General features: G+C 72.3%; 22 protein-coding genes and 1 pseudogene. 17 read left to right on the top strand and 6 right to left on the bottom strand.

Features of this window, described 5'->3' with window-relative positions; all coding sequences use genetic code 11:
* The first annotated feature begins 49 nt into the window (after positions 1–49).
* The 3 genes and pseudogenes from glmS to ACIRD7_RS27670 all read left to right on the top strand — a co-directional run bounded on the left by glmS (position 50) and on the right by ACIRD7_RS27670 (position 2504).
* A complete protein-coding gene (gene glmS / locus ACIRD7_RS27680) occupies positions 50–1897 on the top strand; it encodes a glutamine--fructose-6-phosphate transaminase (isomerizing) (RefSeq protein ID WP_403457823.1) in 1848 nt (615 codons plus the stop codon).
* Between the two features lie 64 nt (positions 1898–1961).
* A pseudogene (locus ACIRD7_RS27675) lies at positions 1962–2126 on the top strand (ATP-binding protein); the annotation flags it as partial.
* Between the two features lie 33 nt (positions 2127–2159).
* Positions 2160–2504, top strand: a complete 345-nt coding sequence (locus ACIRD7_RS27670; RefSeq protein ID WP_403457822.1) for a hypothetical protein — start codon at positions 2160–2162, stop codon at positions 2502–2504.
* 15 nt (positions 2505–2519) lie between these two features.
* Here the strand turns inward: ACIRD7_RS27670 and ACIRD7_RS27665 are convergent, their stop codons facing one another.
* The 3 genes from ACIRD7_RS27665 to ACIRD7_RS27655 all read right to left on the bottom strand — a co-directional run bounded on the left by ACIRD7_RS27665 (position 2520) and on the right by ACIRD7_RS27655 (position 5786).
* A complete protein-coding gene (locus tag ACIRD7_RS27665; protein ID WP_403457820.1) occupies positions 2520–3701 on the bottom strand; it encodes an FAD-dependent monooxygenase in 1182 nt (393 codons plus the stop codon).
* A gap of 63 nt (positions 3702–3764) precedes the next feature.
* Complete coding sequence (locus ACIRD7_RS27660) at positions 3765–5201, bottom strand: NAD(P)H-hydrate dehydratase (protein WP_403457817.1); 1437 nt, start codon at positions 5199–5201, stop codon at positions 3765–3767.
* Between the two features lie 213 nt (positions 5202–5414).
* Complete coding sequence (locus ACIRD7_RS27655; protein WP_403457815.1) at positions 5415–5786, bottom strand: holo-ACP synthase; 372 nt, start codon at positions 5784–5786, stop codon at positions 5415–5417.
* Positions 5787–5884: 98 nt separating this feature from the next.
* On the opposite strand from ACIRD7_RS27655, the gene ACIRD7_RS27650 reads away from it, so the two are divergent.
* The 5 genes from ACIRD7_RS27650 (at position 5885) to ACIRD7_RS27630 (ending at position 10309) form a co-directional block, all read left to right on the top strand.
* Positions 5885–6784 (top strand): L,D-transpeptidase family protein, encoded by a 900-nt coding sequence (locus tag ACIRD7_RS27650; protein WP_403457813.1) that lies wholly within the window; start codon positions 5885–5887, stop codon positions 6782–6784.
* 68 nt (positions 6785–6852) lie between these two features.
* Complete coding sequence (gene alr, locus ACIRD7_RS27645) at positions 6853–8019, top strand: alanine racemase (protein ID WP_403457812.1); 1167 nt, start codon at positions 6853–6855, stop codon at positions 8017–8019.
* A gap of 229 nt (positions 8020–8248) precedes the next feature.
* Complete coding sequence (locus ACIRD7_RS27640; protein ID WP_403457810.1) at positions 8249–9490, top strand: alpha/beta fold hydrolase; 1242 nt, start codon at positions 8249–8251, stop codon at positions 9488–9490.
* Positions 9456–9968 (top strand): tRNA (adenosine(37)-N6)-threonylcarbamoyltransferase complex ATPase subunit type 1 TsaE, encoded by a 513-nt coding sequence (gene tsaE / locus ACIRD7_RS27635; protein ID WP_403457807.1) that lies wholly within the window; start codon positions 9456–9458, stop codon positions 9966–9968. The genes ACIRD7_RS27640 and tsaE overlap by 35 nt, the downstream gene beginning before the upstream one ends.
* Before the next feature lie 167 nt (positions 9969–10135).
* Positions 10136–10309, top strand: a complete 174-nt coding sequence (locus ACIRD7_RS27630; protein ID WP_403457805.1) for a hypothetical protein — start codon at positions 10136–10138, stop codon at positions 10307–10309.
* Positions 10310–10560: 251 nt separating this feature from the next.
* On the opposite strand, the gene ACIRD7_RS27625 is transcribed toward ACIRD7_RS27630, so the two are convergent.
* Positions 10561–11121, bottom strand: coding sequence for a hypothetical protein (locus tag ACIRD7_RS27625; protein ID WP_403457803.1), 561 nt, complete (start codon positions 11119–11121; stop codon positions 10561–10563).
* A gap of 114 nt (positions 11122–11235) precedes the next feature.
* On the opposite strand from ACIRD7_RS27625, the gene tsaB reads away from it, so the two are divergent.
* The 5 genes from tsaB to ACIRD7_RS27600 are packed head-to-tail and all read left to right on the top strand — an operon-like array spanning position 11236 to position 14085.
* On the top strand, positions 11236–11892 hold the full coding sequence (tsaB, locus tag ACIRD7_RS27620) for a tRNA (adenosine(37)-N6)-threonylcarbamoyltransferase complex dimerization subunit type 1 TsaB (protein WP_403457801.1): 657 nt from the start codon (positions 11236–11238) through the stop codon (positions 11890–11892).
* Positions 11893–11942: 50 nt separating this feature from the next.
* Positions 11943–12440 (top strand): ribosomal protein S18-alanine N-acetyltransferase, encoded by a 498-nt coding sequence (gene rimI / locus ACIRD7_RS27615; protein ID WP_403458209.1) that lies wholly within the window; start codon positions 11943–11945, stop codon positions 12438–12440.
* Entirely contained in the window at positions 12433–13539 is a 1107-nt protein-coding gene (tsaD, locus tag ACIRD7_RS27610; protein WP_403457798.1) for a tRNA (adenosine(37)-N6)-threonylcarbamoyltransferase complex transferase subunit TsaD, read from the top strand. The genes rimI and tsaD overlap by 8 nt, the downstream gene beginning before the upstream one ends.
* Positions 13536–13796, top strand: a complete 261-nt coding sequence (locus ACIRD7_RS27605; protein ID WP_403457796.1) for a hypothetical protein — start codon at positions 13536–13538, stop codon at positions 13794–13796. Before tsaD ends, ACIRD7_RS27605 begins: the two co-directional genes overlap by 4 nt.
* Positions 13789–14085, top strand: a complete 297-nt coding sequence (locus ACIRD7_RS27600; protein ID WP_403457794.1) for a hypothetical protein — start codon at positions 13789–13791, stop codon at positions 14083–14085. The genes ACIRD7_RS27605 and ACIRD7_RS27600 overlap by 8 nt, the downstream gene beginning before the upstream one ends.
* A gap of 13 nt (positions 14086–14098) precedes the next feature.
* Here ACIRD7_RS27600 and ACIRD7_RS27595 read toward each other — a convergent pair whose 3' ends face one another.
* Complete coding sequence (locus ACIRD7_RS27595) at positions 14099–16420, bottom strand: glycoside hydrolase family 3 N-terminal domain-containing protein (protein ID WP_403457792.1); 2322 nt, start codon at positions 16418–16420, stop codon at positions 14099–14101.
* Positions 16421–16539: 119 nt separating this feature from the next.
* On the opposite strand from ACIRD7_RS27595, the gene ACIRD7_RS27590 reads away from it, so the two are divergent.
* From ACIRD7_RS27590 to ACIRD7_RS27575, 4 genes are all read left to right on the top strand, one after another.
* Entirely contained in the window at positions 16540–17646 is a 1107-nt protein-coding gene (locus ACIRD7_RS27590) for a LacI family DNA-binding transcriptional regulator (RefSeq protein ID WP_403457790.1), read from the top strand.
* A gap of 194 nt (positions 17647–17840) precedes the next feature.
* Positions 17841–18899, top strand: a complete 1059-nt coding sequence (locus tag ACIRD7_RS27585; protein ID WP_403457788.1) for an LCP family protein — start codon at positions 17841–17843, stop codon at positions 18897–18899.
* A 110-nt stretch (positions 18900–19009) separates the two neighbouring features.
* Positions 19010–19366, top strand: a complete 357-nt coding sequence (locus tag ACIRD7_RS27580; protein ID WP_403457786.1) for a YciI family protein — start codon at positions 19010–19012, stop codon at positions 19364–19366.
* Between the two features lie 82 nt (positions 19367–19448).
* Positions 19449–20747, top strand: coding sequence for an RNA polymerase sigma factor (locus ACIRD7_RS27575; RefSeq protein WP_403457785.1), 1299 nt, complete (start codon positions 19449–19451; stop codon positions 20745–20747).
* On the opposite strand, the gene ACIRD7_RS27570 is transcribed toward ACIRD7_RS27575, so the two are convergent.
* Positions 20748–21938: a methyltransferase domain-containing protein gene (locus ACIRD7_RS27570; RefSeq protein ID WP_403458207.1), complete on the bottom strand. Its 1191-nt coding sequence runs from the start codon at positions 21936–21938 to the stop codon at positions 20748–20750.
* Between the last annotated feature and the right edge of the window lie 15 nt (positions 21939–21953).

The following is a 21953-nucleotide window of genomic DNA, read 5'->3' as shown; positions in this document are numbered from 1 at the left end:
GGCACGAGATGCCGGATTCCGGCGGTGGGTGAGCCGTAGGCTGCCGCGCATGTGCGGAATCGTGGGATACGTGGGGTCGCAGTCGGCGCTGGAGATTGTCACGGCCGGGCTGAAGCGGCTGGAGTACCGGGGGTACGACTCGGCGGGGGTCGCCGTGCTGGCGGACGGGGGGCTGGCGGCTGCGAAGAAGGCGGGGAAGCTGGTCAATCTGGAGAAGGAGCTGACGGAGCGGCCGTTGCCGACCGGGACCACCGGGATCGGGCACACCCGGTGGGCCACGCACGGAGGGCCCACCGATGCCAACGCGCATCCGCATCTCGACAACTCCGGGCGCGTCGCCGTCGTGCACAACGGGATCATCGAGAACTTCGCGGGTCTGCGGGCCGAGTTGGAGGAGCGCGGGCACGAGCTCGGCTCCGAGACCGACACCGAGGTCGTCGCGCATCTGATCGCCGAGGAGTTCTCCGGCTGCGCCGATCTCGCCGAGGCCATGCGGCTCGTGTGCCGGCGGCTGGAGGGCGCCTTCACGCTCGTCGCGGTGCACGCGGACGAGCCCGATGTGGTGGTCGGGGCCCGTCGGAACTCCCCCCTTGTGGTGGGCGTCGGCGAAGGGGAGGCCTTTCTCGCCTCCGACGTCGCAGCGTTCATCGACCACACCCGCTCCGCGGTCGAGCTGGGGCAGGACCAGGTGGTCGAGCTGCGGCGGGACGGGGTGACCGTCACCGGGTTCGACGGGCGGCCGGCGGAGGTGCGTTCGTACCGCATCGACTGGGACGCCGCCGCCGCGGAGAAGGGCGGCTACGACTACTTCATGCTCAAGGAGATCGCCGAGCAGCCCAAGGCGGTCGCCGATACGTTGCTGGGGCGCATCGACGCCGGCGGCTCGCTGACACTGGACGAGGTGCGGATCAGCGCCTCGGAGCTGCGGGAGGTCGACAAGGTCGTCGTCGTGGCCTGCGGTACGGCCTTTCACGCCGGGTTGATCGCCAAGTACGCCATCGAGCACTGGACCCGGGTGCCGTGCGAGGTGGAGCTGGCGAGCGAGTTCCGGTACCGGGATCCGATCCTCGATCAGCAGACCCTCGTCATCGCCATCTCCCAGTCCGGCGAGACCATGGACACGCTCATGGCGCTACGGCACGCCCGTGAGCAGGGGGCCAGGGTGCTGGCGATCTGCAACACCAACGGGTCGACGATTCCGCGGGAGTCGGATGCGGTGCTGTACACGCATGCCGGGCCCGAGGTTGCCGTCGCGTCCACCAAGGCCTTTCTGACGCAGTTGGTGGCCTGTTATCTCGTCGCCTTGTATCTGGGGCAGGTGCGGGGCACCAAGTGGGGCGATGAGATCGGGGCCGTCATCCGGGATCTGTCGCACATCTCCGGTGAGGTCGAGCGCGTGCTGGAGACCATGGAGCCGGTGCGGGAGCTGGCGCGGAGCCTCGCCCACAAGAACACGGTGCTCTTCCTGGGGCGGCATGTCGGGTATCCGGTGGCGCTGGAGGGGGCGCTGAAGCTGAAGGAGCTCGCCTATATGCATGCCGAGGGGTTTGCGGCGGGGGAGTTGAAGCATGGGCCCATCGCTCTGATCGAGGACGATCTGCCGGTGGTCGTGGTGGTGCCGTCGCCTCGGGGGCGGTCGGTTCTGCACGACAAGATCGTGTCCAACATCCAGGAGATTCGGGCTCGGGGGGCTCGGACCATCGTGATCGCGGAGGAGGGGGACGAGGCGGTGGTGCCGTATGCGGATCACCTGATCTGGATTCCGGCGACTCCGACCTTGCTTCAGCCCATGGTGGCTACGGTGCCGCTGCAGGTCTTCGCCTGTGAGTTGGCTACCGCCCGGGGGAACGAGGTGGATCAGCCTCGGAACCTGGCGAAATCGGTGACGGTGGAATGAGCCGGCTTCAGGGCGTCGAGGAAGGCGGTGAAGGCGTCGGTTGGGAAGGTGAGGGTTGCCCTGGCCGGAGCCGCCCGAACCGCCGTGTGAGCTCCACGAGTTGGGTGAGTCGGAGCAAGGGCGTGGGCTGGCGCTCGTCCGGGCCTGTTCCGATCTCTGGGGGTGGCAGCCGCTGACCAGGCACGGCAACTGTGGCAAGTACGTGTGGTGTGACCTCGTTGCGGCGTAGTTCGTTGATCACGTCCGATAGGAGGGAGAGCTGATGGTCAGCTCGTCGCACGTGGCGATGCACCGGATTTTCCAGAAGGACCCGGCGCTGTTGACGCGGGCGCTGCGGCAGGTGACGACGATGCAGTACTTCTGGCGGCACCCGCTGGCGGAGCAGGTGCGAGAAGAGGGGCGGGAAGAGGGCATCGAACAGGAACGCGCGGCGAAGATCCTCGAAGTCCTCGATCTGCGCGGCATTCCGGTCCCGGCCTCGGTGCGTGAGCGGGTCAGGGCCTGCTCCGACCTCGATCTGCTCAACACCTGGTTCAAGCGGGCGGTCCGGGCCGAGCACGCGGAGGACCTGTTCCGCGAGGACGATGATCCGGGTCACTCCCGTTGAGCGCAGCCGCCTGCGTCACCCTTCAGTCCGCCTGTCCAGGGCATCCGTCCCCCACGCCGTTGCCACCGGCATGAACCTGTGCTCCCTCGCGTGTGCCGCCATACGGGTGTTGCGGGCCTCGGCCTCCGGGCCGTCCGGTAGGTGGAAGTCCCTGCCTGCCTGTGCGGAGCGGGCCTGCATGCTGGTGGCGGCCGAGACGCGGCGGCATGCGTAATGGTCGAGTGCCTCGGGTACCTCCGCCGGCGTCGCGTTCCTCAGGGCGTCGCCCAGTACCGCCGCGTCCAGGATCGCCTGGGCCGCGCCCTGTGCCTGGAACGGGACCATCGCGTGGGCGCTGTCGCCCAGGAGGGTGACACGTCCGACGTTCCAGCGGGGGAGGGGCGGGCGGGTGAAGATGCCGTAGCGGAACACCTGACCCGCGCGTTCCAGGACCTTCAGGACCCGGGCGTCCCAGCCCGTGAACTCGCTCAGCTGTTCGCCGGGTTCCGCCCTTGCCGTCCATGACTCCTGCGCGACCGCTTCCGTACTGAAGACGGCTACCACGTTGAGCAGTTCGCCGCGTCGTACCCAGTAGTGGACGAAGTGGCGGTCCGGGCCGAGCCAGGCGGCGAGTGGGGGCAGGACCAGGTCGGCGACCTCCTCGGCCGGGAGCAGGGCCCGGTAGGCGGCCGTTCCCGAGAACACCGCCTCGTCCTTGCCGAAGAGCCACTGGCGGGCGGCGGAGCGGATGCCGTCCGCGGCCACCACCAGGTCCGCGCGCAGACGCTCGCCGGTCGCCGTCGTGACGTACGCGGAGTCGTCGTCCTGGGTGATGTCGACCACCGTCGTGTTCAGGTGCACCGCCTCAGGTGGCACCGCCGCCGTCAGGGCCTTGTGCAGATCGGCCCGGTGGAGGAGCAGGTACGGCGCTCCGAACTCCTCCTCGGCCTCGCGGCCCAGCGCGTATCGGCAGATCTCCGCCCCGTCCGACCAGGTGCGGAAGCTGACGTGGGAGGGGCGGGCGGCGTGTGCGGCGACCGCGTCCAGCACGTCCAGCCGGCGCAGCACACGCGTGGCGTTCGGCGCGAGCTGGATTCCGGCGCCGACCTCGGTGAAGTGGGGGGTCCGTTCGACCAGCGTGACGTCCCAACCCGTCCGGCGCAGGCTCAGCGTTGCGGCCAGCCCTCCGATGCCTGCCCCTACGACGATCGCCCTCATGCGACGGCCGCGTCAGGCCGGCGGCACGGTAACGCCGGTCGCCGTCGGCCCAAGGCGCTTCCCTCAACCCCGTACGTCACGCCACGCCTCCGGAATCCCCTCCGCCACGTCGTGCGCCCCCACCGGCGCCCCGTCCGCCGCGAACCTCGCCGACAGGCCGTGCAGATACGCCGCCACGCTCGCCGCGTCCCACGGCGTGAGTCCCGCCGCCAGCAGCGACCCCGCCAGGCCCGACAGGACGTCCCCGCTGCCGGCGGTGGCGAGCCAGCCCGTCCCCGTCGGGTTCACCCTTACGGCGCCCTCGCCGCCCGCGTCCGCCACCAGCGTCGTCGACCCCTTGAGCAGCACGGTCGCCGCGTACCGGCCCGCCAACTCCCGTACCGAGGCCAGCCGGGCGCCCTCGACTTCCTCCCGGGAGACACCGAGCAGCGCCGCCGCCTCTCCGGCGTGCGGGGTCATCAGGGTGGGTGCCGAACGGCCCCGTACCGCGTCCGCGTCCGCCAGCCGCAGCCCGTCCGCGTCCAGCAGCACCGGTACGTCCGTCGCCAGCACCTCCGCCACCGTCGCCGCGTCGTCCCCGGCGCCCGGGCCGGTCACCCAGGCCTGCACCCGCCCCGCCTTCTTCGGGCCGCCCTCCGACACCAGCGTCTCGGGGAACCGGGCGATCACCGCGTCCCCGGCCGGACCGACGTACCGTACGGCCCCCGCCCCGCCGCGCAGTGCGCCCGCCACGGCCAGCACCGCGGCGCCCGGGTAGCGGGCCGAGCCCGCCGCGATGCCCACGACACCGCGCCGGTACTTGTCCGTCTCCGCGGCCGGGAGCGGCAACATCCGTGCCACGTCCGCGTGTTGTAGCGCCTCCAGCTCCGTCGCGTCCACCGGCAGCGCCAGTCCGATGTCCACCAGCCGCACCACACCGGCGTACTCCCGTGCCGGATCGATCAGCAGGCCCGGCTTGTGCGTGCCGAAGGTGACGGTGAGGTCGGCGCGGATCGCCGTGCCGCGCACCTCGCCGGTGTCGGCGTCCACCCCGCTCGGCAGGTCGACCGCGACCACCGGGGCCCTGGACCGCGCCGCCGCGTCGGCGAGCGGTGCCGCCTCCGGGCGCAGGCCGCCCTTGCCGCCGATCCCGACGATTCCGTCCACCACCAGGTCCGCGCGGCCGATCAGCTCCTCGGCGGCGTCGAGCCCCGCCGGCCGGCCGCCCGCCCGCCGCAGCGCCGCGAGGCCCTCCTCGTGCGCCCGGTCCGGTGACAGCAGGACCGCTGTGACTCCGGCGCCGCGCCTCGCCAGGCGGGCGCCCGCGTACAGGGCGTCGCCGCCGTTGTCGCCGCTGCCGACCAGCAGGACGACCCGGCTGCCGTACACCCGTCCCAGTAGATCCGCGCAGGCCGCGGCGAGTCCGGCCGCCGCCCTCTGCATCAGCGTCCCGTCCGGAAGCCGCGCCATCAGCTCCCGTTCGGCCGCCCTTACCGTCTCAACGCCGTACGCAGTCCGCATACGACCGAGTCTCCCGCACGGTCCGGGATGTTTCTCGCCCCCGCCGCCCCTACCCGTCCCATCCTTCTGGGGCTCCGCCCCAGACCCCGCTCCTCAAACGCCGGAGGGGCTGACTTACTCAGCCCGTCCGGCGTTTGAGGACGAGGCCCGTTCAGGGCCGATAGCGGGGGACGGGACGGGTAAGGGCGGCGGGGGCGAAGAACCCCCCGGTCCTCACCCCTCCGCCACCACCACCGCCGAAGCCACCCCCGCGTCATGGCTCAGCGACACATGCCAGGACCGCACGCCGAGTTCGGCCGCTCGGGCCGCCACCGTCCCCGTCACCTTCAACCGGGGCTGACCGCTGTCCTCCACGCACACCTCGGCATCGGTCCAGAGCAGCCCCGCCGGCGCGCCCAGCGCCTTCGCGAGGGCCTCCTTCGCGGCGAAACGGGCGGCCAGCGAGGCGATGCCCCGGCGGTCGCCGCTGGGGAGCAGCAACTCGCGCTCCAGGAACAGTCGTTCGGCCAGCCCGGGGGTACGCGCCAGCGCCGCCTCGAACCTGTCGATCTCGGCCACGTCGATGCCGACCCCGATGATGCTCATGCCGAGCACCCTATGACTCCTTGAAAGATGGTCCTCAAACGAGTGACCCCGCCGCGCGGCGCCCCCCGAACGGCAGAGCCTCACGCTTCCCTGTGCGCATGATCAGCGGACGTATCGCATGCCGGAGCATCGCCGTGCTGCTCGCCGGGGCCACCCTGCTGCCCCTCGGCAGCGCCTCGGCGGACACCGCCGACCCGGTACCACCTCCGACTTCCGGGCCCGAGACCGAACTCGTGCCCGGAGTCCCCCTGAACCTGCTCCCGCTCTGGCAGATGGACACGCCTGACCAGGCCTTGCCGCCGACGGTGTACACGCCCACCGACGAGGAGGAGGCCGTCGAGCCGCCGGACGCGCCGGACGAGGCGGACGACCTCCAGGAGCAGGTCGATCCCATCGACTCGTTCGGGGACGTGACGTGCAGCGAGGAGACCGGCGCACATCAGCGGCAGGTCGAGGGGTGGCTGAAGCTGCGGGTGGACGGGGAGCAGTCGAACGCCGACTGCCGGGCCATCCGTACCTTCCAGAAGAGGTACAAGATCAAGCCCGCCATCGGCTACGCGGGGCCTGTGACATGGGCCACCATGCGCTTGGTCTCCGCCCGCAAGGACCCCAACGCCGCGAAGAAGTGCCCGGTGCGGGTGTACCGGGTCGCCTGTGTCGACCTCGGCCGGCAGCTCAGCTGGGTGCAGCAGGGGAAGAAGGTCGTCTACGGGCCTGTGCACATCCGCAGCGGACGGGCGGGATACGACACGCGGACCGGCTGGCACCGCGTCTACTGGCGGCACAAGAACCATGTGTCGTCGCTCTACAACAGCCCCATGCCCTACTCCCAGTTCTTCAGCGGCGGCCAGGCCTTCCACGGCATCTACGGCGACATCTTCAGCGGCGTCGGCTCCATGGGCTGCGTCAATCTGCGCGTCGACGACGCCCGCCGGCTGTGGGCGGTGCTGAAGAAGAACGACCAGGTGTACGTGTGGGGGCGCAAGCCGGCGGTGTAGACCCGGCCGACGGAGAGGGGTGCCGGCTCGGCGGCGTTGCCGGACCCCTCTGAGACACTGGGGGCGCGATGACAGAGACAACAGCCCTGCGGACCGCGCCCCTGCGAGCCCGCGCCGAGATCGATCTGGCCGCCCTGCGGGCCAATGTGCGCACCCTGCGCGCCCTCGCACCGGGCGCTGCCCTGATGGCCGTCGTGAAGTCGGACGCGTATGGCCACGGGGCGCTGCGCTGCGCCCGCGCGGTGGTCGAGGCGGGCGCCCGCTGGCTGGGCACGGCGACGCCCGAGGAAGCCCTCGTGCTGCGCGCCGCCGGGCTGCGCGACGTACGGATGATGTGCTGGCTGTGGACGCCGGGCGGGCCCTGGCGGGAGGCCATCGAGGCCGACATCGACGTCTCCGTCAGCGGGATGTGGGCCCTGCGCGAGGTCACCGAGGCCGCCCGGCAGGCCGGTGCCCCCGCGCGGGTGCAGCTCAAGGCCGACACCGGCCTCGGGCGCGGCGGCTGCCAGCCGGGCGAGGACTGGGCCGAGCTGGTCGGCGAGGCGCTGCGGGCCGAGGCCGACGGGCTGGTCCGGATCACCGGGCTCTGGTCGCACTTCGCCTGCGCCGACGAGCCCGGCCATCCGTCCATCGCCGCGCAGCTCGACCGCTTCCGCGAGATGGTGGCGTACGCCGAGGGCCAGGGCGCGCGGCCCGAGGTGCGGCACATCGCCAACTCGCCCGCCACGCTCACCCTCCCGGAGAGCCACTTCGACCTGGTCCGCACGGGCATCGCGACCTACGGCATCTCACCCAGCCCCGAGCTCGGCAGCCCCGCCGACTTCGGGCTGCGGCCCGTGATGACGCTCTCGGCGTCCCTCGCGCTGGTCAAGCACGTCCCCGGCGGCCACGGTGTGAGCTACGGCCACCGCTATGTCACCCCGGGCGAGACCACCCTCGGCCTCGTCCCCCTCGGCTACGCCGACGGCATCCCGCGGCACGCCTCCGGCGCCGGTCCCGTCCTGGTCGGCGGCAAGTGGCGGACCGTCGCGGGGCGGATCGCGATGGACCAGTTCGTCGTCGACCTGGGCGGGGACGAGCCCGAGCCGGGCGCTCAGGCCGTGCTGTTCGGGCCCGGCGACCGGGGCGAGCCGACCGCCGAGGACTGGGCGCAGGCGGCGGGGACCATCGCGTACGAGATCGTCACGCGGATCGGAACGCGCGTTCCACGCGTCTATACGAATGCGTCCGAGTGACGCACTCACATGACGCGTCCGTGTGACGCGCCCATGTGATGCGTGTTCGTGATGCGGCTGTGTGACGCGGGCAATGTGATGGGCCCGCCCGAATGCGGTTATGTGAATGAGGAACGAGACGGGTAACCCGTTTCGGGCATCAGACGGGGACGCGGGGCATCACGACAACGGGCCCGGCGGCACACGGCAGACCGACAGACCGGCACCACCCAGCGAAGAGGAGCGGTACGTGAGCGAGAGCAGCGCGGAGGTCGTCTCGGCCGTCGCCTCCGCCACGGGGGCGGCCGCGAACTGGCGCAGGGCCACCGGTATCGCCGGTGCGGCGATAGGCGTGATCGCGGCCGGCGCCGCCGCGGGCGTCGCCATAGAGCGGATGACGGTGGGCCGCGGCATGCGGCAGAAGGCCCGCCTCGCCCTCGACTCGGCGGGACCGTACGGCTCGCTGCGCGGCACGCCCGGCAAGGCGCAGGCCGACGACGGCACGGAGCTGTACTACGAGGTCGACGACATCGACCCCGAGGCCGCGCCCTCCCTGAGCCCGCGCCGGCGACGGCTCTTCGGGCGCAAGGCACCCGCCCCCGTCACCGTCGTCTTCAGCCACGGCTACTGCCTCAACCAGGACTCCTGGCACTTCCAGCGGGCCGCGCTGCGCGGTGTCGTGCGCACCGTCCACTGGGACCAGCGCAGCCACGGCCGCTCCGGGCGCGGTGTCGCCCAGACGCAGGAGGGCAAGCACGTCGACATCGAGCAGCTCGGGCGCGACCTGAAGGCCGTCATCGACGCGGCCGCGCCCGAGGGGCCGCTGGTGCTGGTCGGGCACTCCATGGGCGGGATGACGGTCATGGCACTGGCCGACCAGTACCCCGAGCTGATCCGGGACCGGGTCGTCGCCACCGCCTTCGTCGGTACGTCGTCCGGGAAGCTCGGCGAGGTCAACTTCGGGCTGCCCGTCGCCGGGGTGAACGCGGTGCGGCGGGTGCTGCCGGGCGTGCTGCGGGCGCTGGGGCAGCGGGCCGAACTGGTGGAGAAGGGGCGCCGGGCCACCGCCGACCTGTTCGCCGGGATCATCAAGCGGTACTCGTTCTCGTCCCGGGACGTCGACCCGGCCGTCGCCCGGTTCGCCGAGCGGATGATCGAGGGGACGCCGATCGACGTGGTCGCGGAGTTCTACCCGGCCTTCTCCGACCACGACAAGACCGAGGCGCTGGCCCTCTTCACGGACATGCCGGTGCTGGTCCTGGCCGGGGTGGGCGATCTCGTCACCCCCAGTGAGCACAGCGAGGCCATCGCCGATCTGCTGCCGGAGGCCGAGCTGGTCCTGGTGCCGGACGCGGGGCACCTGGTGATGCTGGAGCACCCGGAAGTGGTCACCGACCGTATGGCCGACCTGCTCACCCGGGCGGGTGCCGTGCCCGCAGGGGCTACGGTTAGTGGCTATGGAAGCACCAGCAGCACCGCACAACGCGGGTGACCTTCAGCTGACCGTCACGTCTCCCGAGCAGATGCGGGAACTGGGCCGCAGGCTCGCCAAGCTGCTGCGCGCCGGCGACCTTCTGATGCTGAGCGGGGAGCTCGGCGCGGGCAAGACGACGCTGACGCGCGGACTCGGCGAGGGGATGGGCGTCAGGGGTGCGGTCACGTCCCCGACCTTCGTGATCGCCCGTGTGCACCCGTCCCTCGGGGACGGTCCGCCGCTCGTCCACGTCGACGCCTACCGGCTGTCCGGCGGCCTGGACGAGATGGAGGACCTCGACCTGGACGTCTCCCTTCCCGACTCGGTGATCGTCGTGGAGTGGGGCGAGGGCAAGGTCGAGGAGCTGACCGAGGAGCGGCTCCAGCTCGTGATCCACCGGGCCGTCGGGGACACGACGGACGAGGTACGGCAGGTGACGGTGACCGGGCTCGGGGAGCGCTGGGCGGCGGTCGATCTGAGCGTCCTGGCCACCTGAGCGGGCGGGCGTCGGGCGGGGCTCGGGCGGGGCCGCCGACCTCGATGAACATTCCGACAAGACGTCGGCAAGATATTGCGTTCCTGGTGTTGTGCGTGGTCACATGGTACCCAGTCCGTAGTTAGGTGTACCTAACTACGTCCGCCCCCGGCTCCCAGGAGGCGTCCATGCCGGCATCGGAGAACAAGGTCCAGCAGCGGCCCCAGGTGGTCGCCGGGGTGTCCATGCGCGATCTGCTGGCGGCCGGCGCCGCGGCGAACGCGGTCTCCACTCCGCCGCGGGTGCCCGACGCGGAGACGGTTGGGGCGTCGGCGGCGCATGGGGAGCGCCGGGCCGCGTAGCGCTCCGCGGGGCGCCGGGAGGGGGTGCCGCCGCGGATGTCGTGCGGCTGCGGCGCCGCGGGGGTGCCGCCGCGGAGGTCGTTCGGCTGCGGCGGCGATGGGGCTGGTCGCGCGGTTCCCCGCGCCCCTTGGGGCGTTGTCTCGCGGGCTGCTCCGATGGATTCCTGCGGCTGTCCGGCCGTGTCGTTCGGCTGCTGCGCCGTCGTGGCTGGTCGCGCAGTTCCCCGCGCCTCTTTGGGGGCGTCGCCGCTCTAGTGGATCACTACGACCGGTCGGCCGATCGTTGCGAAGGCCCACATCGCGTCGCCGTCCCGTTGGCGTTCGCGGATGCCGCCCGTCTGCTGGGACGGGTGCGGGTTGGGGAGCGGTGTCGCGCCCTCGACGGCCGCGCTGAAGCCGATGGTGACGTCGTCCACCGTGGCGAAGCGGACGACGTGCTCGATCGGGATGCCGTCCGTGCCGGTGACCGCCTTGGAGCGGGAGGTGACCGCGTACACCCCCGGGAGGGGGTCGACCGATCCGGGGGTGACGCGGAACGTCCGCTTGACCTTGCCGGCCCTGTCGACCAGCCACACCCGGTCGTCGTCGATCGAGTACACGACCCGCTGCCCCGCACCGGACCCGGCCGGCAGCGCCGTCGGTGAACGCTTGTCGCGGGGCGCCTTGGAGATGCTCACCCCGCGTGCGCTGTCGACGCGCGGCCTGCTCAGATCGGCCGGAACGGTCGCCGAGGCCTGGAAGGCGAGGAAACCGACGGTCGCGAGGGCGGCCGCGGCGAGCCCCGCAACGAAACCGGCGCTGCTTGCTGCCACCGTCGCCCACCTCAGCGTTCGCGTCCCGTGTCGTGATCAAGCCCGACCGTAGCAGTCGGTGAGCGGCGCACCGGGGCGGCGCTTCCCGAGCCGTGAGCGCCGTAGGCTGTTTGCGTGCTCTTGCTCGCTCTGGATACCGCCACCCCCGCCGTCACCGTCGCGCTGCACGACGGTACGGACGTCATCGCCTCGTCGAGCCAGGTGGACGCGCGCCGGCACGGCGAGCTGCTGCTGCCGGCCGTCGACCGGGTCCTCGCCGAGGCCGGTGTGAAACTCGACGCCGTCACCGGCGTCGTCGTAGGCATCGGACCCGGCCCGTACACCGGACTGCGCGTCGGTCTGATGACCGCCGACACCTTCGGGCTCGTCCTCGGCGTCCCCGTGCACGGCGTGTGCACGCTGGACGGGCTCGCCTACGCCGCCGACATCGAGAAGGGCCCCTTCGTCGTGGCGACCGACGCCCGGCGCAAGGAGGTCTACTGGGCGAGGTACGCCGACTCCCGCACCCGCCTCACCGAGCCGGCCGTCGACCGGCCCGCCGACATCGCCGACGAGGTCGCCGGACTGCCGGCCGTCGGCGCGGGCGCGCTGCTGTACCCGGACACCTTCCCGGGCGCCCACGAGCCCGAGCACGTGTCGGCGGCGGCGCTCGCGGGTCTGGCCGCCGAGAAGCTGGCGGCGGGCGAGGAACTGGCCGAGCCGCGGCCGCTGTACCTGCGCCGGCCGGACGCCCAGGTGCCCAAGAACTACAAGGTGGTCACCCCCAAGTGACCGAGCCCGTGACCCCCTCCGCCACCGCCTCCGCCCCCGCGCTGCGCGAGATGCGCTGGTGGGACATCGACGCCGTGCTGGAGCTGGAGAAGGACCTGTTCCCCGAGGACGCCTGGTCCCGGGGCATGTTCTGGTCCGAACTGGCCCACTCGCGCGGGCCCGACGCCACCCGGCGCTATGTCGTGGCCGAGGGCCCCGAACGGCTCGTGGGGTACGCCGGCCTCGCCTCCGCCGGGGACCTCGCCGACATCCAGACCATCGCCGTCGCCCGCGACCACTGGGGGACGGGCCTAGGTGGCCGCCTCCTGACCGAACTGCTGCACGCCGCGACCGACTTCGAGTGCGCCGAGGTCATGCTGGAGTGCCGCGTGGACAACGTCCGCGCGCAGAAGCTGTACGAGCGCTTCGGCTTCGAGGCCATCGGCTTCAGACGCGGCTACTACCAGCCGGGGAACGTGGACGCCCTGGTCATGCGACTGAACACGAAATCCGACAGCGGCTCCGCCGCGGGCTCACCTTCCGTACAAGGATCCGAGATCAATGACTGACTCGCGCGACGTTCCCCTCGTCCTCGGCATCGAGACCTCCTGTGACGAGACCGGCGTCGGCATCGTCCGTGGCCACACCCTGCTCGCCGACGCCATCGCCTCCAGCGTCGACGAGCACGCCCGCTTCGGCGGCGTCGTGCCGGAGGTCGCCTCCCGGGCGCACCTGGAGGCGATGGTCCCGACGATCGACCGCGCGCTGAAGGAGGCCGGGGTGAGCGCCCGGGACCTGGACGGCATCGCGGTGACGGCCGGCCCCGGCCTGGCCGGCGCGCTGCTGGTCGGCGTCTCGGCGGCGAAGGCGTACGCCTACGCGCTGGGCAAGCCGCTCTACGGCGTCAACCACCTGGCCTCGCACATCTGCGTGGACCAGCTGGAGCACGGGGCGCTGCCGGAGCCGACGATGGCGCTGCTGGTGTCCGGCGGGCACAGCTCCCTGCTGCTGTCGACGGACATCACCTCCGACGTCCGCCCGATGGGCGCGACCATCGACGACGCGGCGGGCGAGGCCTTCGACAAGATCGCTCGAGTGCTGAACCTGGGCTTCCCGGGCGGTCCGGTCATCGACCGCTACGCACGCGAGGGCGACCCGGACGCGATCGCCTTCCCGCGCGGACTGACCGGCCCGCGCGACCCGGCGTACGACTTCTCCTTCTCCGGCCTGAAGACGGCGGTCGCCCGCTGGATCGAGGCCAAGCGGGCGGCGGGCGAGGAGGTGCCGGTACGCGATGTCGCGGCCTCCTTCCAGGAGGCGGTGGTGGACGTGCTGACCCGCAAGGCGGTTCGCGCGTGCAAGGACGAGGGCGTCGACCACCTGATGATCGGCGGCGGTGTGGCCGCCAACTCCCGCCTGCGGGCGCTGGCCCAGGAGCGCTGCGAGGCGGCCGGTATCCGGCTGCGGGTGCCCCGGCCGAAGCTGTGCACGGACAACGGGGCGATGGTGGCGGCACTGGGCGCGGAGATGGTGGCCCGCAACCGGGCGGCATCGAGCTGGGACCTGTCGGCCGACTCCTCCCTGCCGGTGACGGACCCTCACGTGCCGTCAACCGACCACTCCCACGACCATGTGCACGAGGTCAGCAAGGAGAACCTGTACTCGTGACGGTCGCCTTGATGTGGGAGGCGCGGGCCGTGCCCGGGCGGGGCGAGGAGCTGCTCGCCTGGGCCCGGGCCCAGGAGCCGGCGATACGGCCGCTGCGCCGGGAGGTGCTGCGGGCGCCGGAGGACCGAGTGCTCGTGATCACCTGGTGGGACGCGTCCTACGACGCCGAACTGCCCGAACTGCCTGAGCCGGACGGGGCGTTGGTTGCTCGGGCGGTTCATCGGTGGCGGTTCGAGTCGGTGGAAGAGCGTGCTTGACCTCCAGGTGCGGGGAGAAGCCGACGACATCGTCATGCGCGGCTCGTTCGGGCTGGATTGGACGGAGGTGCTGCAGCATGTGGACGCCGACCGGTTTCCCTTCCTGGGCAGCCTCCTGCCCTTCGCGGACACCATGTTCAATGCACGGCAGACGGTGAGGCTGCGCCAGGAGATCGCCGATCGGTCCGTGGCCGAACTCCTGGGCCGCGATGCTGTGGCTGAGATCGAAAGGCTCTGTCTGCGGGTGGAGAGCGGATCTCATCTCTACCTGTGGTTCCTGGGGGATTAGAGGGCTTTCCTCGTCACGCCAGAGCCGACACCTCCGCCTCGCACCGCAATCGCCGATCCGGCCCCAGTTCCCGTACGGGCCCCGTGAGTTCCAGCGACTCCGTATGCCGTACCTCCGTGCTGGACCCCGCCACCCGCAGCTCCAGCACCCCCGGCTCCACCACCCTCCGCCCCGACCGGTCGGTGAACGACGACAGGTCCGCGTGGAAGTGGAACGTCACCCGGCGGGCCTCGCCCGGCGCCAGGTCCACCCGCTGGTAGCCGATCAACCGCACATCCGGCCGAGTCACCGACGCCACCGGATCGTGCAGGTACAGCTGCACGACCTCAGCCCCCGCGAGCTCCCCCCTGTTGCGGACGGTGAGGGAGAGGTCGTGGGTGCCGTCGGTCGTGATCTCCGTCGCCGTTCCCTGGAAGTCCTCCCACTCGAACGTCGTGTACGACCGCCCATGCCCGAACGCGTACAACGGCGTCGGGTCCAGATTGCTGACCTCCCCCGCCAACCCCAGCGGCGGCTGAAGGTACGTCCACGGCTGACCGCCGGGCTCCCGGGGCACGCTCACCGGTAGCCGACCCGAAGGGTTCACCCGACCCGACAGCACCCCCGCCAGGGCCGGACCGCCCTCCTCGCCCGGGAAGAACGCCTGCACGGCCGCCGCCAGCCGCCCCTGCCAGCGCCCCAGCGCGTACGGTCGGCCGGTCAGCAGCACCAGCACGACCGGCACCCCCGTCGCCACCAGCCCGTCCAGCAGCGCTCCCTGCACCCCCGGCAGCCGCAGGTCCGTCACATCGCAGCCCTCGCCCGAGGTGCCCCGCCCGAACAGCCCGGCCCGGTCGCCCAGCACCGCCAGGCAGACGTCCGCCTCCGACGCCCGCGCCACCGCCTCCTCGAAGCCGGTCGTGTCCGGGTCCGAGACTCCGCAGCCCTGCGCGAACGTCACCTTGGCGTCCGGGAGTTCGGCGCGCAGGGACTCCAGGACCGTCGGGATCTCGATGCCCATCGGCACCTCGGGGTGGTGCGTGAGGACGTGGGAGGGGAAGGAGTAGCAGCCGAGCATCGCCAGCGCGTCCGCCGCGCGGGGGCCGACCACCGCGACACGGGTGTCGGGAGGCAGCGGCAGGACGCCGGCGGGGTTGTCCAGCAGGACCACCGACTCCTCGGCCACCCGCCGCGCCAGCGCCCGGTTCGCGGGGGAGTCCAGGTCGATCCGGGACGCCGTCGGCTCGGGGTCCCAGTCCTCGTCCAGGAGGCCGAGCTCGCACTTCTGGAGCAGGACGCGCCGCGCCGCCCGGTCCACCAGTTCCTCCGGGACCTCGCCCGCCCGCACCGCCTCCAGCAGCGGCTTCCCGTAGCACTTCACCGTCGGCAGCTCCACGTCGATCCCCGCCGCCAGCGCCGCGTGCGCCGCCTGGGCCGGATCGCCCGCCACCCGGTGCAGGGTCTCCAGGAAGCCGATGCCGAAGTAGTCGGCCACGACGGTGCCGGTGAACCCCCATCGTGTGCGCAGGAGTTCCGTCAGCAGCCCCGCGTCCGCCGACGCCGGCACACCGTCCGTCTCGTTGTACGCCGCCATCACCGACCGCGCCCCGCCCTCGCGCAGGGCCATCTCGAAGGGCGGCAGCGTCACGTCCGCGAGCTCGCGCACACCCGCCCGCACCGGCGCCAGGTTCCGCGCGCCCGCCGACGCCGCGTACCCGGCGAAGTGCTTGAGCGTCGCGACGACACCGGCCGACTCCAGGCCCCGGACGTACGCCGTGCCGATCGTGCCGGTCAGGTACGGGTCCTCGCCGACGGTCTCCTCGACCCGGCCCCAGCGCGGATCGCGTACGACGTCCAGGACGGGTGCCAGCCCCTGGTGGACGCCCGCCGCGCGCAGGTCCTGGCCGATGCGCCGGGCCATCTCCTCGATGAGCGGCGGGTCGAAGGTGGATCCCCACGCCAGCGGGACCGGGTACGCCGTGGCCTGCCAGGCCGTGAAGCCCGCCAGGCACTCCTCGTGGGCCACCGCCGGGATGCCGAAGCGGCCCGCCGCGACGATACGGCGCTGGGCGCGGGCCAGTGCCCGCGCGCCTTGCGTCGGGTCCACGGGGGCGGTGCCGAAGGAGCGGGTGAGCTGGCCGAGGCCGTGGGTGATCAGCTCGGCCCAGTCGTAGTCGGCGGTCATGTCGTGCTGGTGCGGGGCGACTCCGTCGGTGCGTGCCTCGCCGTCCGTGGCGGCGCCCACCCACACGCCGTACAGCTGGGCGGTCTTCTCCTCCAGGGTCATCCGGGCCAGGAGGTCGTCGATGCGGACGGCGGCGGGCAGGGCGGGGTCACGCCAGGGGGCGGTGGTCATGAAACTCCTCGGGGCGATGGCCCACTCACGAATGTTTCGTTGTTCACCTCGAATGTTCCGGAACCTAGGCGCGGCAAGAAGGGTTCGTCAAGAGGTCGCGCAGGGATACGATCGCCGCCATGAGAGCCCCGGAGCCCGCTGAATCCCGGACGCCAGCGCGTGAAACCCGTACGGCAACGCGTGAAACCCGGACGACACCCCCGCCGGGCGGTCGTTCGTCGCAGACCGCGACGCTCGCCGAGATCGCCCGCGAGGCAGGCGTGTCCGCGCCGACTGTTTCGAAGGTCCTCAACGGTCGCGCCGACGTCGCCCCGGCCACCCGCACCCGCGTCGAGGAGCTGCTGCGCGCCCACGGCTATCGCCGACGGCGGGCCGAGGCCAGCCGTTCGCCCCTGATCGACCTGGTCTTTCACGAGCTGGAGAGCGCGTGGGCGATGGAGGTCATCCGGGGGGTGGAGAACGTCGCCCGCGACGCGGGACTGAGCGTCGTGCTGAGCGAGAGCGCGGGGCGGCTGACCCCTGGCAGGACCTGGGCCGACCAGGTCGCAGCCCGCCGCCCGCACGGCGTGATCCTCGTGCTGTCCGGCCTCGACGAGTCCCAGCGCGCGCTGCTGACCAGCCGTTCGATCCCGTTCGTGGTCATGGACCCGGCGGGTGACCCGGGCGCCGACGTGCCGTCCATCGGCGCGACCAACTGGCAGGGCGGCCTCGCCGCCACCCGGCACCTGGTCGAGCTGGGACACCGCAGGATCGGCGCGATCACCGGGCCGTCCCGGATGATGTGCAGCCGCGCCCGCGTCGACGGCTATCGCGCCGCCCTGGAGACGGCCGGGCTGCCCGTCGACCAGGACCTGATCCGGGCGGGCGACTTCCACCACGAGACCGGCTACCGGCAGGGACTCGAGCTGCTGCGCCGCCCCGACCGGCCGACCGCCGTCTTCGCCGGCAACGACCTCCAGGCGCTCGGGCTGTACGAGGCGGCGCGCGAGCTGGGGCTGCGGATCCCGGAGGACCTGAGCGTGGTCGGCTTCGACGATCTGCCGATCGCCCGCTGGGTGGGGCCGCCGCTGACGACCGTACGGCAGCCGCTGACGGAGATGGCGGAGGCGGCGGCGAAGCTGGTGCTGGACCTGGCGCGGGAGGAGGGGACGCCGGTGGCGACACGGGTCGACCTCGCGACCAGCCTGGTGGTGCGCAGCAGTACGGCGGAGCCTCCGGCGGTCTAGGAGGGCCCACCGAAGGCGGTCGGCTGTGTGATCGAAACTTTCGAGTGGCCCCTGGTGTGGCACCTGGTATGGCACATGGCGTGACCCCTGGTGTGCCTGCCGTGCCCGGGCGCTAGGACGGGAAGTCTGAGAATTTCCGAAGAAAGGCGGTCTGCCGTCCCTGCCCGTAATAATTCGGACGTACGTTCCTGCCTGTGACGGGACTTGACGCGAACGGGCGGGAAACGAACGGGGACGACGGCAGACGACCGGGCCGGCGGTCGAGGGCGGTCAAGGCCGCCGGTCTTCTCCTGGCGGGCACCCTGGCTCTGGCCGTGGCGGCGGCGGGCTGGGTCTACTGGCACCTCAACGACAACATCAAGAGCGTCGACATCGACAACGCGCTCGGCGACGACCGCCCGCCGAGGGCGATGACGACCCCGTCCCCCTCGGCGTCGCCCCTGCCGACTGGGGCCCTCAACATCCTGGTCCTCGGTTCGGACTCACGCAGCGGCGAGGAGAACCAGGAGCTCGGCGGCGGCAGCAGCACCGGCGCCCGCTCCGACACGGCGATGGTGGTCCACCTCGACGCCGGCCGCACCGCGGCGACGGTCGTGAGCATCCCGCGCGACACCCTGGTCACCCGCCCGTCCTGCCCGCTGCCGTCAGGGGGTTCGACGGAGGTGGCGTACAACTCCATGTTCAACAGCGCGTACGCGGTCGGGGGCCCCGTCTGCGCGGTCAAGACCGTCGAGTCGATCACGGGCATCCGCATGGACCACTACATCGAGATCGACTTCTCCGGCTTCGCGAAGCTGGTGGACGCGCTGGGCGGCGTCACGGTCACCACCGACGAGGACATCGACGACGAGGACAGCCACCTGACCCTGGCGGCGGGCACCCATCACCTCGACGGGACACGGGCGTTGGCCCTCGCCCGCACCCGGCACGGCATCGGCGACGGCAGCGACCTCGGCCGGATCGGTCTCCAACAGCGGCTGGTGAAGGCCCTGCTGGACCAGATCTCCGCCACCTCCCTGCTCACCGACCCCGCCCGGCTCTACCGGGTCGCCGACGCGGTGACGGCCGGCCTGACCACGGACACCGGCCTGGACTCGCTGAGCGAACTGACCGGCCTGGGGCAGAGCCTGCGGGGCCTTTCCTCGGACGCGGTGCGCACGGTCATGATGCCGGTCGTGCCGGCGCCGTCGGACAGCGACCGGGTGGTCGCCCGGGAGCCGGAGGCGGGGGAGCTGTGGGAGTCGCTGCGGTGAGAAAAAGTTCCGCGAGGAATTCCAGGAAGCGTGTCGATCCCGCGGTCCGCCGTTCGACGCAGGGGTGAGAGGCCGGGAAGGACCCGGCCCGACGCGTTCGAGGAGCCACCATGCCCCGTTACCTGTCCCTCGTGAAGATCGACGAGGCCACCGCCCCCGCCGAGGGCCCCAGCCCCGAGCTGATGCAGCGCATGGGTGAGCTGCTGGAGGAGATCACCAAGGCCGGGGTCATGCTCGACACGGCCGGACTGACGCCGTCCGCGCAGGGCAGCCGTGTGCACTGGGAGGGCGGCAGGATCTCCGTCACCGACGGGCCCTTCACCGAGTCCAAGGAGGTCGTCGGCGGCTACGCGCTCATGCAGTGCAAGGACATGGCCGAGGCACTGGAGTGGACCAAGCGGTTCGTGAAGGTGCACGGCGAGGAGTGGACGGTGACCTGCGAGGTGCGCGAGATCGCCGAGAACTGAGCCGGCCGGGCCGGCTGAGCGGGCCGAGCCCGCCGAGCCGGTTCCTTGGCTCTGTCACCGCAGGGGTGTCTGATGGTGGGCTGTGGAACCGCAGCCCCAGCCCACCGCAGACACCGGCCGTGCCCCGGCCGACGCCACGGCGACCGTCGAGACCGTCTTCCGCCTCGAGTCGCCGCGGGTCATCGCCGCCGTCACCCGCATGGTCCGGGACGTCGGCATCGCCGAGGAACTCGCGCAGGACGCGCTGGTCGCCGCGCTGGAGCAGTGGCCGCGCGACGGCGTGCCCGACAACCCCGGCGCCTGGCTCATGACCGCCGCCAGGCACCGCGCCGTCGACCTGATCCGCCGCCGCGAGAACTACGCCCGCAAGCTCGCGGAGATCGGCCGCGACCTGGAGACGACGGCGCCGCCCGAGGTACCCGCCGCCCTGTACGACCCCGACGACATCGACGACGACCTGCTCCGCCTGGTCTTCACCACCTGCCACCCGGTGCTGTCGCCGGAGGCCCGCATCGCCCTCACCCTGCGCCTGCTCGGCGGTCTGACGACGCCGGAGATCGCGAGGGCCTTCCTGGTCCCGGAGCCGACGGTCGCCCAGCGCATCGTCCGCGCCAAGCGCACGCTCGCCACCAGGAACGTCGCCTTCGAGGTGCCGTACGGCCCCGACCGCGAGGCCCGGCTCGGCTCGGTGCTCGACGTGATCTACCTGATCTTCAACGAGGGGTACGCCGCCACCGCCGGCGACGACTGGCTGCGCCCGGCACTGTGCGAGGACGCGCTGCGCCTGGCCCGGGTGCTGTCCGGGCTGATGCCGAAGGAGCCGGAGGTGCACGCCCTGACCGCCCTCCTCGAGTTCCAGGCGTCCCGCGCGGCGGCCCGCACCGGCCCGTCCGGCGAACCGATCCTCCTCAAGGACCAGAACCGCGGCCGCTGGAACCGCATGCTCATCGCCCGCGGCATCACGGCCCTGTCCCGCGCGGACGCCACGGCCCCGGGTGCCCCCGGCCCGTACGCCCTCCAGGCGGCCATCGCCGCCTGCCACGCGCACGCGTACACGTACGAGGAGACCGACTGGACCACCATCGCCACCCTCTACGCCCTTCTCGCCGCCCGAACCCCTTCCCCGGTGGTCGAGTTGAACCGCGCGGTCGCCGTGTCGATGTCCGAGGGACCTGAGCCGGCCCTGGAGATCGTCGACGCCATCGCCGCCGAACCGGCCCTGCGGGACTACCACCTGCTCCCGAGCGTGCGCGGCGACCTGCTGCTGCGCCTCGGCCGTACGGCCGAGGCACGGGCGGAGTTCGCACGCGCGGCGGCGCTGACACGGAACGAGCCGGAGCGCGAGATGCTGCTGAAGCGTGCGGCGGAGGCCGGGGCGTGACTACGCGGGCCGCCCCACCAGCATCGTCGGCGCCCCCGCCACCCGGGTCAGGAACACGGTCGCCGAGTGGGGGCCCTGCGGCTTGACCTTCTTGCGCAGCTCCTCCGGTTCGACGGCCGAGCCGCGCTTCTTCACGGTCAGCACGCCGACCTCCCGCTCCCGCAGCAGGGCCCGCAACTTCTTGACGTTGAAGGGGAGTTGGTCGGTGATCTCGTACGCCGTCGCATACGGCGTCGGTCGCAGGCTGTCCGAGGTGACGTACGCGATGGTCGCGTCGATCAGCCCGCCGTCCAGCTCTTCGGCGACCTCGGCGACCAGATGGGCGCGGATGACGGCGCCGTCCGGCTCGTACAAGTACCGCCCGACGGGCCGGACTCCGGGGTCGGGGAGGCCGCGGGAGAGCAGCGTGCGCGGGCCCGGCAGCAGGGTGGCCCGCACCGCCCCGGGGTCGGTGCCGAACCACAGCACCGCCTCCTTCACGTCCCCGCCGTCCGAGATCCACTCGGCCTCGGCCTCGTCCGGGACCGTCTCGTGCGGAATCCCGGGCGCGATCTTCAGCGCGGCGCGCGGGGCCTTGCGGGCCGTCTCGACCGCCCAGGACAGCGGCGGCGAGTACGCCTCGGGGTCGAAGACCCGTCCCCGCCCGCCGCGCCGGGCGGGGTCGACGAACACGGCGTCGTACCCGGCCGTGTCCACCTCGGTGACGTCGGCCTCCCGCACCTCGATGAGTCCGGCGAGCCCGAGGCACTCCGCGTTGGCCCGCGCCACCGCCGCCGTCACCGGATCCCGGTCCACCGCCAGCACCCGGATCCCGGCCCGCGCCAGCGCGATCGCGTCGCCCCCGATCCCGCAGCACAGGTCGGCGACCGAGCCGATCCCCAGCTCCCGCATCCGCGCGGCCCGGTACGTGGCGACACTCGCCCGCGTCGACTGCTCGACCCCGTTGGGCGTGAAGAACATCCGCCCCGCGTCCGCCGCCCCGAACTTCGCCACCGCCCGCTGCCGCAGCCGCGCCTGCCCGAGGGCGGCCGACACCAGCTCGGCGGGGTGCTCGCGGCGCAGTCTGGTGGCGACGGCGAGTTCGTCGGCGGGGTCGGTGTCCCGGACGGCGTCGAGGAGGGCGCGGCCCTCGGCGGTTTGCAGGGAGGAGAAGGCGGCGAGGTGGTCGTTCACCGGGTCATTGTCGGTCAGCCGGTGCACCGCCCG

This window comes from Streptomyces sp. NPDC093568, assembly GCF_044764945.1.
Taxonomy (GTDB): domain Bacteria; phylum Actinomycetota; class Actinomycetes; order Streptomycetales; family Streptomycetaceae; genus Streptomyces.
The sequence above is the reverse complement of the archived record's forward strand: the minus strand, read 5'-3'. Positions and strand labels throughout refer to the sequence as shown.

Coding starts and splice junctions, on each gene's coding strand:
- glmS (WP_403457823.1), top strand. CDS start 50: ATGTGCGGAATCGTGGGATACGTGGGGTCGCAGTCGGCGCTGGAGATT.
- ACIRD7_RS27670 (WP_403457822.1), top strand. CDS start 2,160: ATGGTCAGCTCGTCGCACGTGGCGATGCACCGGATTTTCCAGAAGGAC.
- ACIRD7_RS27665 (WP_403457820.1), bottom strand. CDS start 3,701: ATGAGGGCGATCGTCGTAGGGGCAGGCATCGGAGGGCTGGCCGCAACG.
- ACIRD7_RS27660 (WP_403457817.1), bottom strand. CDS start 5,201: ATGCGGACTGCGTACGGCGTTGAGACGGTAAGGGCGGCCGAACGGGAG.
- ACIRD7_RS27655 (WP_403457815.1), bottom strand. CDS start 5,786: ATGAGCATCATCGGGGTCGGCATCGACGTGGCCGAGATCGACAGGTTC.
- ACIRD7_RS27650 (WP_403457813.1), top strand. CDS start 5,885: ATGATCAGCGGACGTATCGCATGCCGGAGCATCGCCGTGCTGCTCGCC.
- alr (WP_403457812.1), top strand. CDS start 6,853: ATGACAGAGACAACAGCCCTGCGGACCGCGCCCCTGCGAGCCCGCGCC.
- tsaE (WP_403457807.1), top strand. CDS start 9,456: ATGGAAGCACCAGCAGCACCGCACAACGCGGGTGACCTTCAGCTGACC.
- ACIRD7_RS27630 (WP_403457805.1), top strand. CDS start 10,136: ATGCCGGCATCGGAGAACAAGGTCCAGCAGCGGCCCCAGGTGGTCGCC.
- rimI (WP_403458209.1), top strand. CDS start 11,943: ATGCGCTGGTGGGACATCGACGCCGTGCTGGAGCTGGAGAAGGACCTG.
- tsaD (WP_403457798.1), top strand. CDS start 12,433: ATGACTGACTCGCGCGACGTTCCCCTCGTCCTCGGCATCGAGACCTCC.
- ACIRD7_RS27595 (WP_403457792.1), bottom strand. CDS start 16,420: ATGACCACCGCCCCCTGGCGTGACCCCGCCCTGCCCGCCGCCGTCCGC.
- ACIRD7_RS27590 (WP_403457790.1), top strand. CDS start 16,540: ATGAGAGCCCCGGAGCCCGCTGAATCCCGGACGCCAGCGCGTGAAACC.
- ACIRD7_RS27580 (WP_403457786.1), top strand. CDS start 19,010: ATGCCCCGTTACCTGTCCCTCGTGAAGATCGACGAGGCCACCGCCCCC.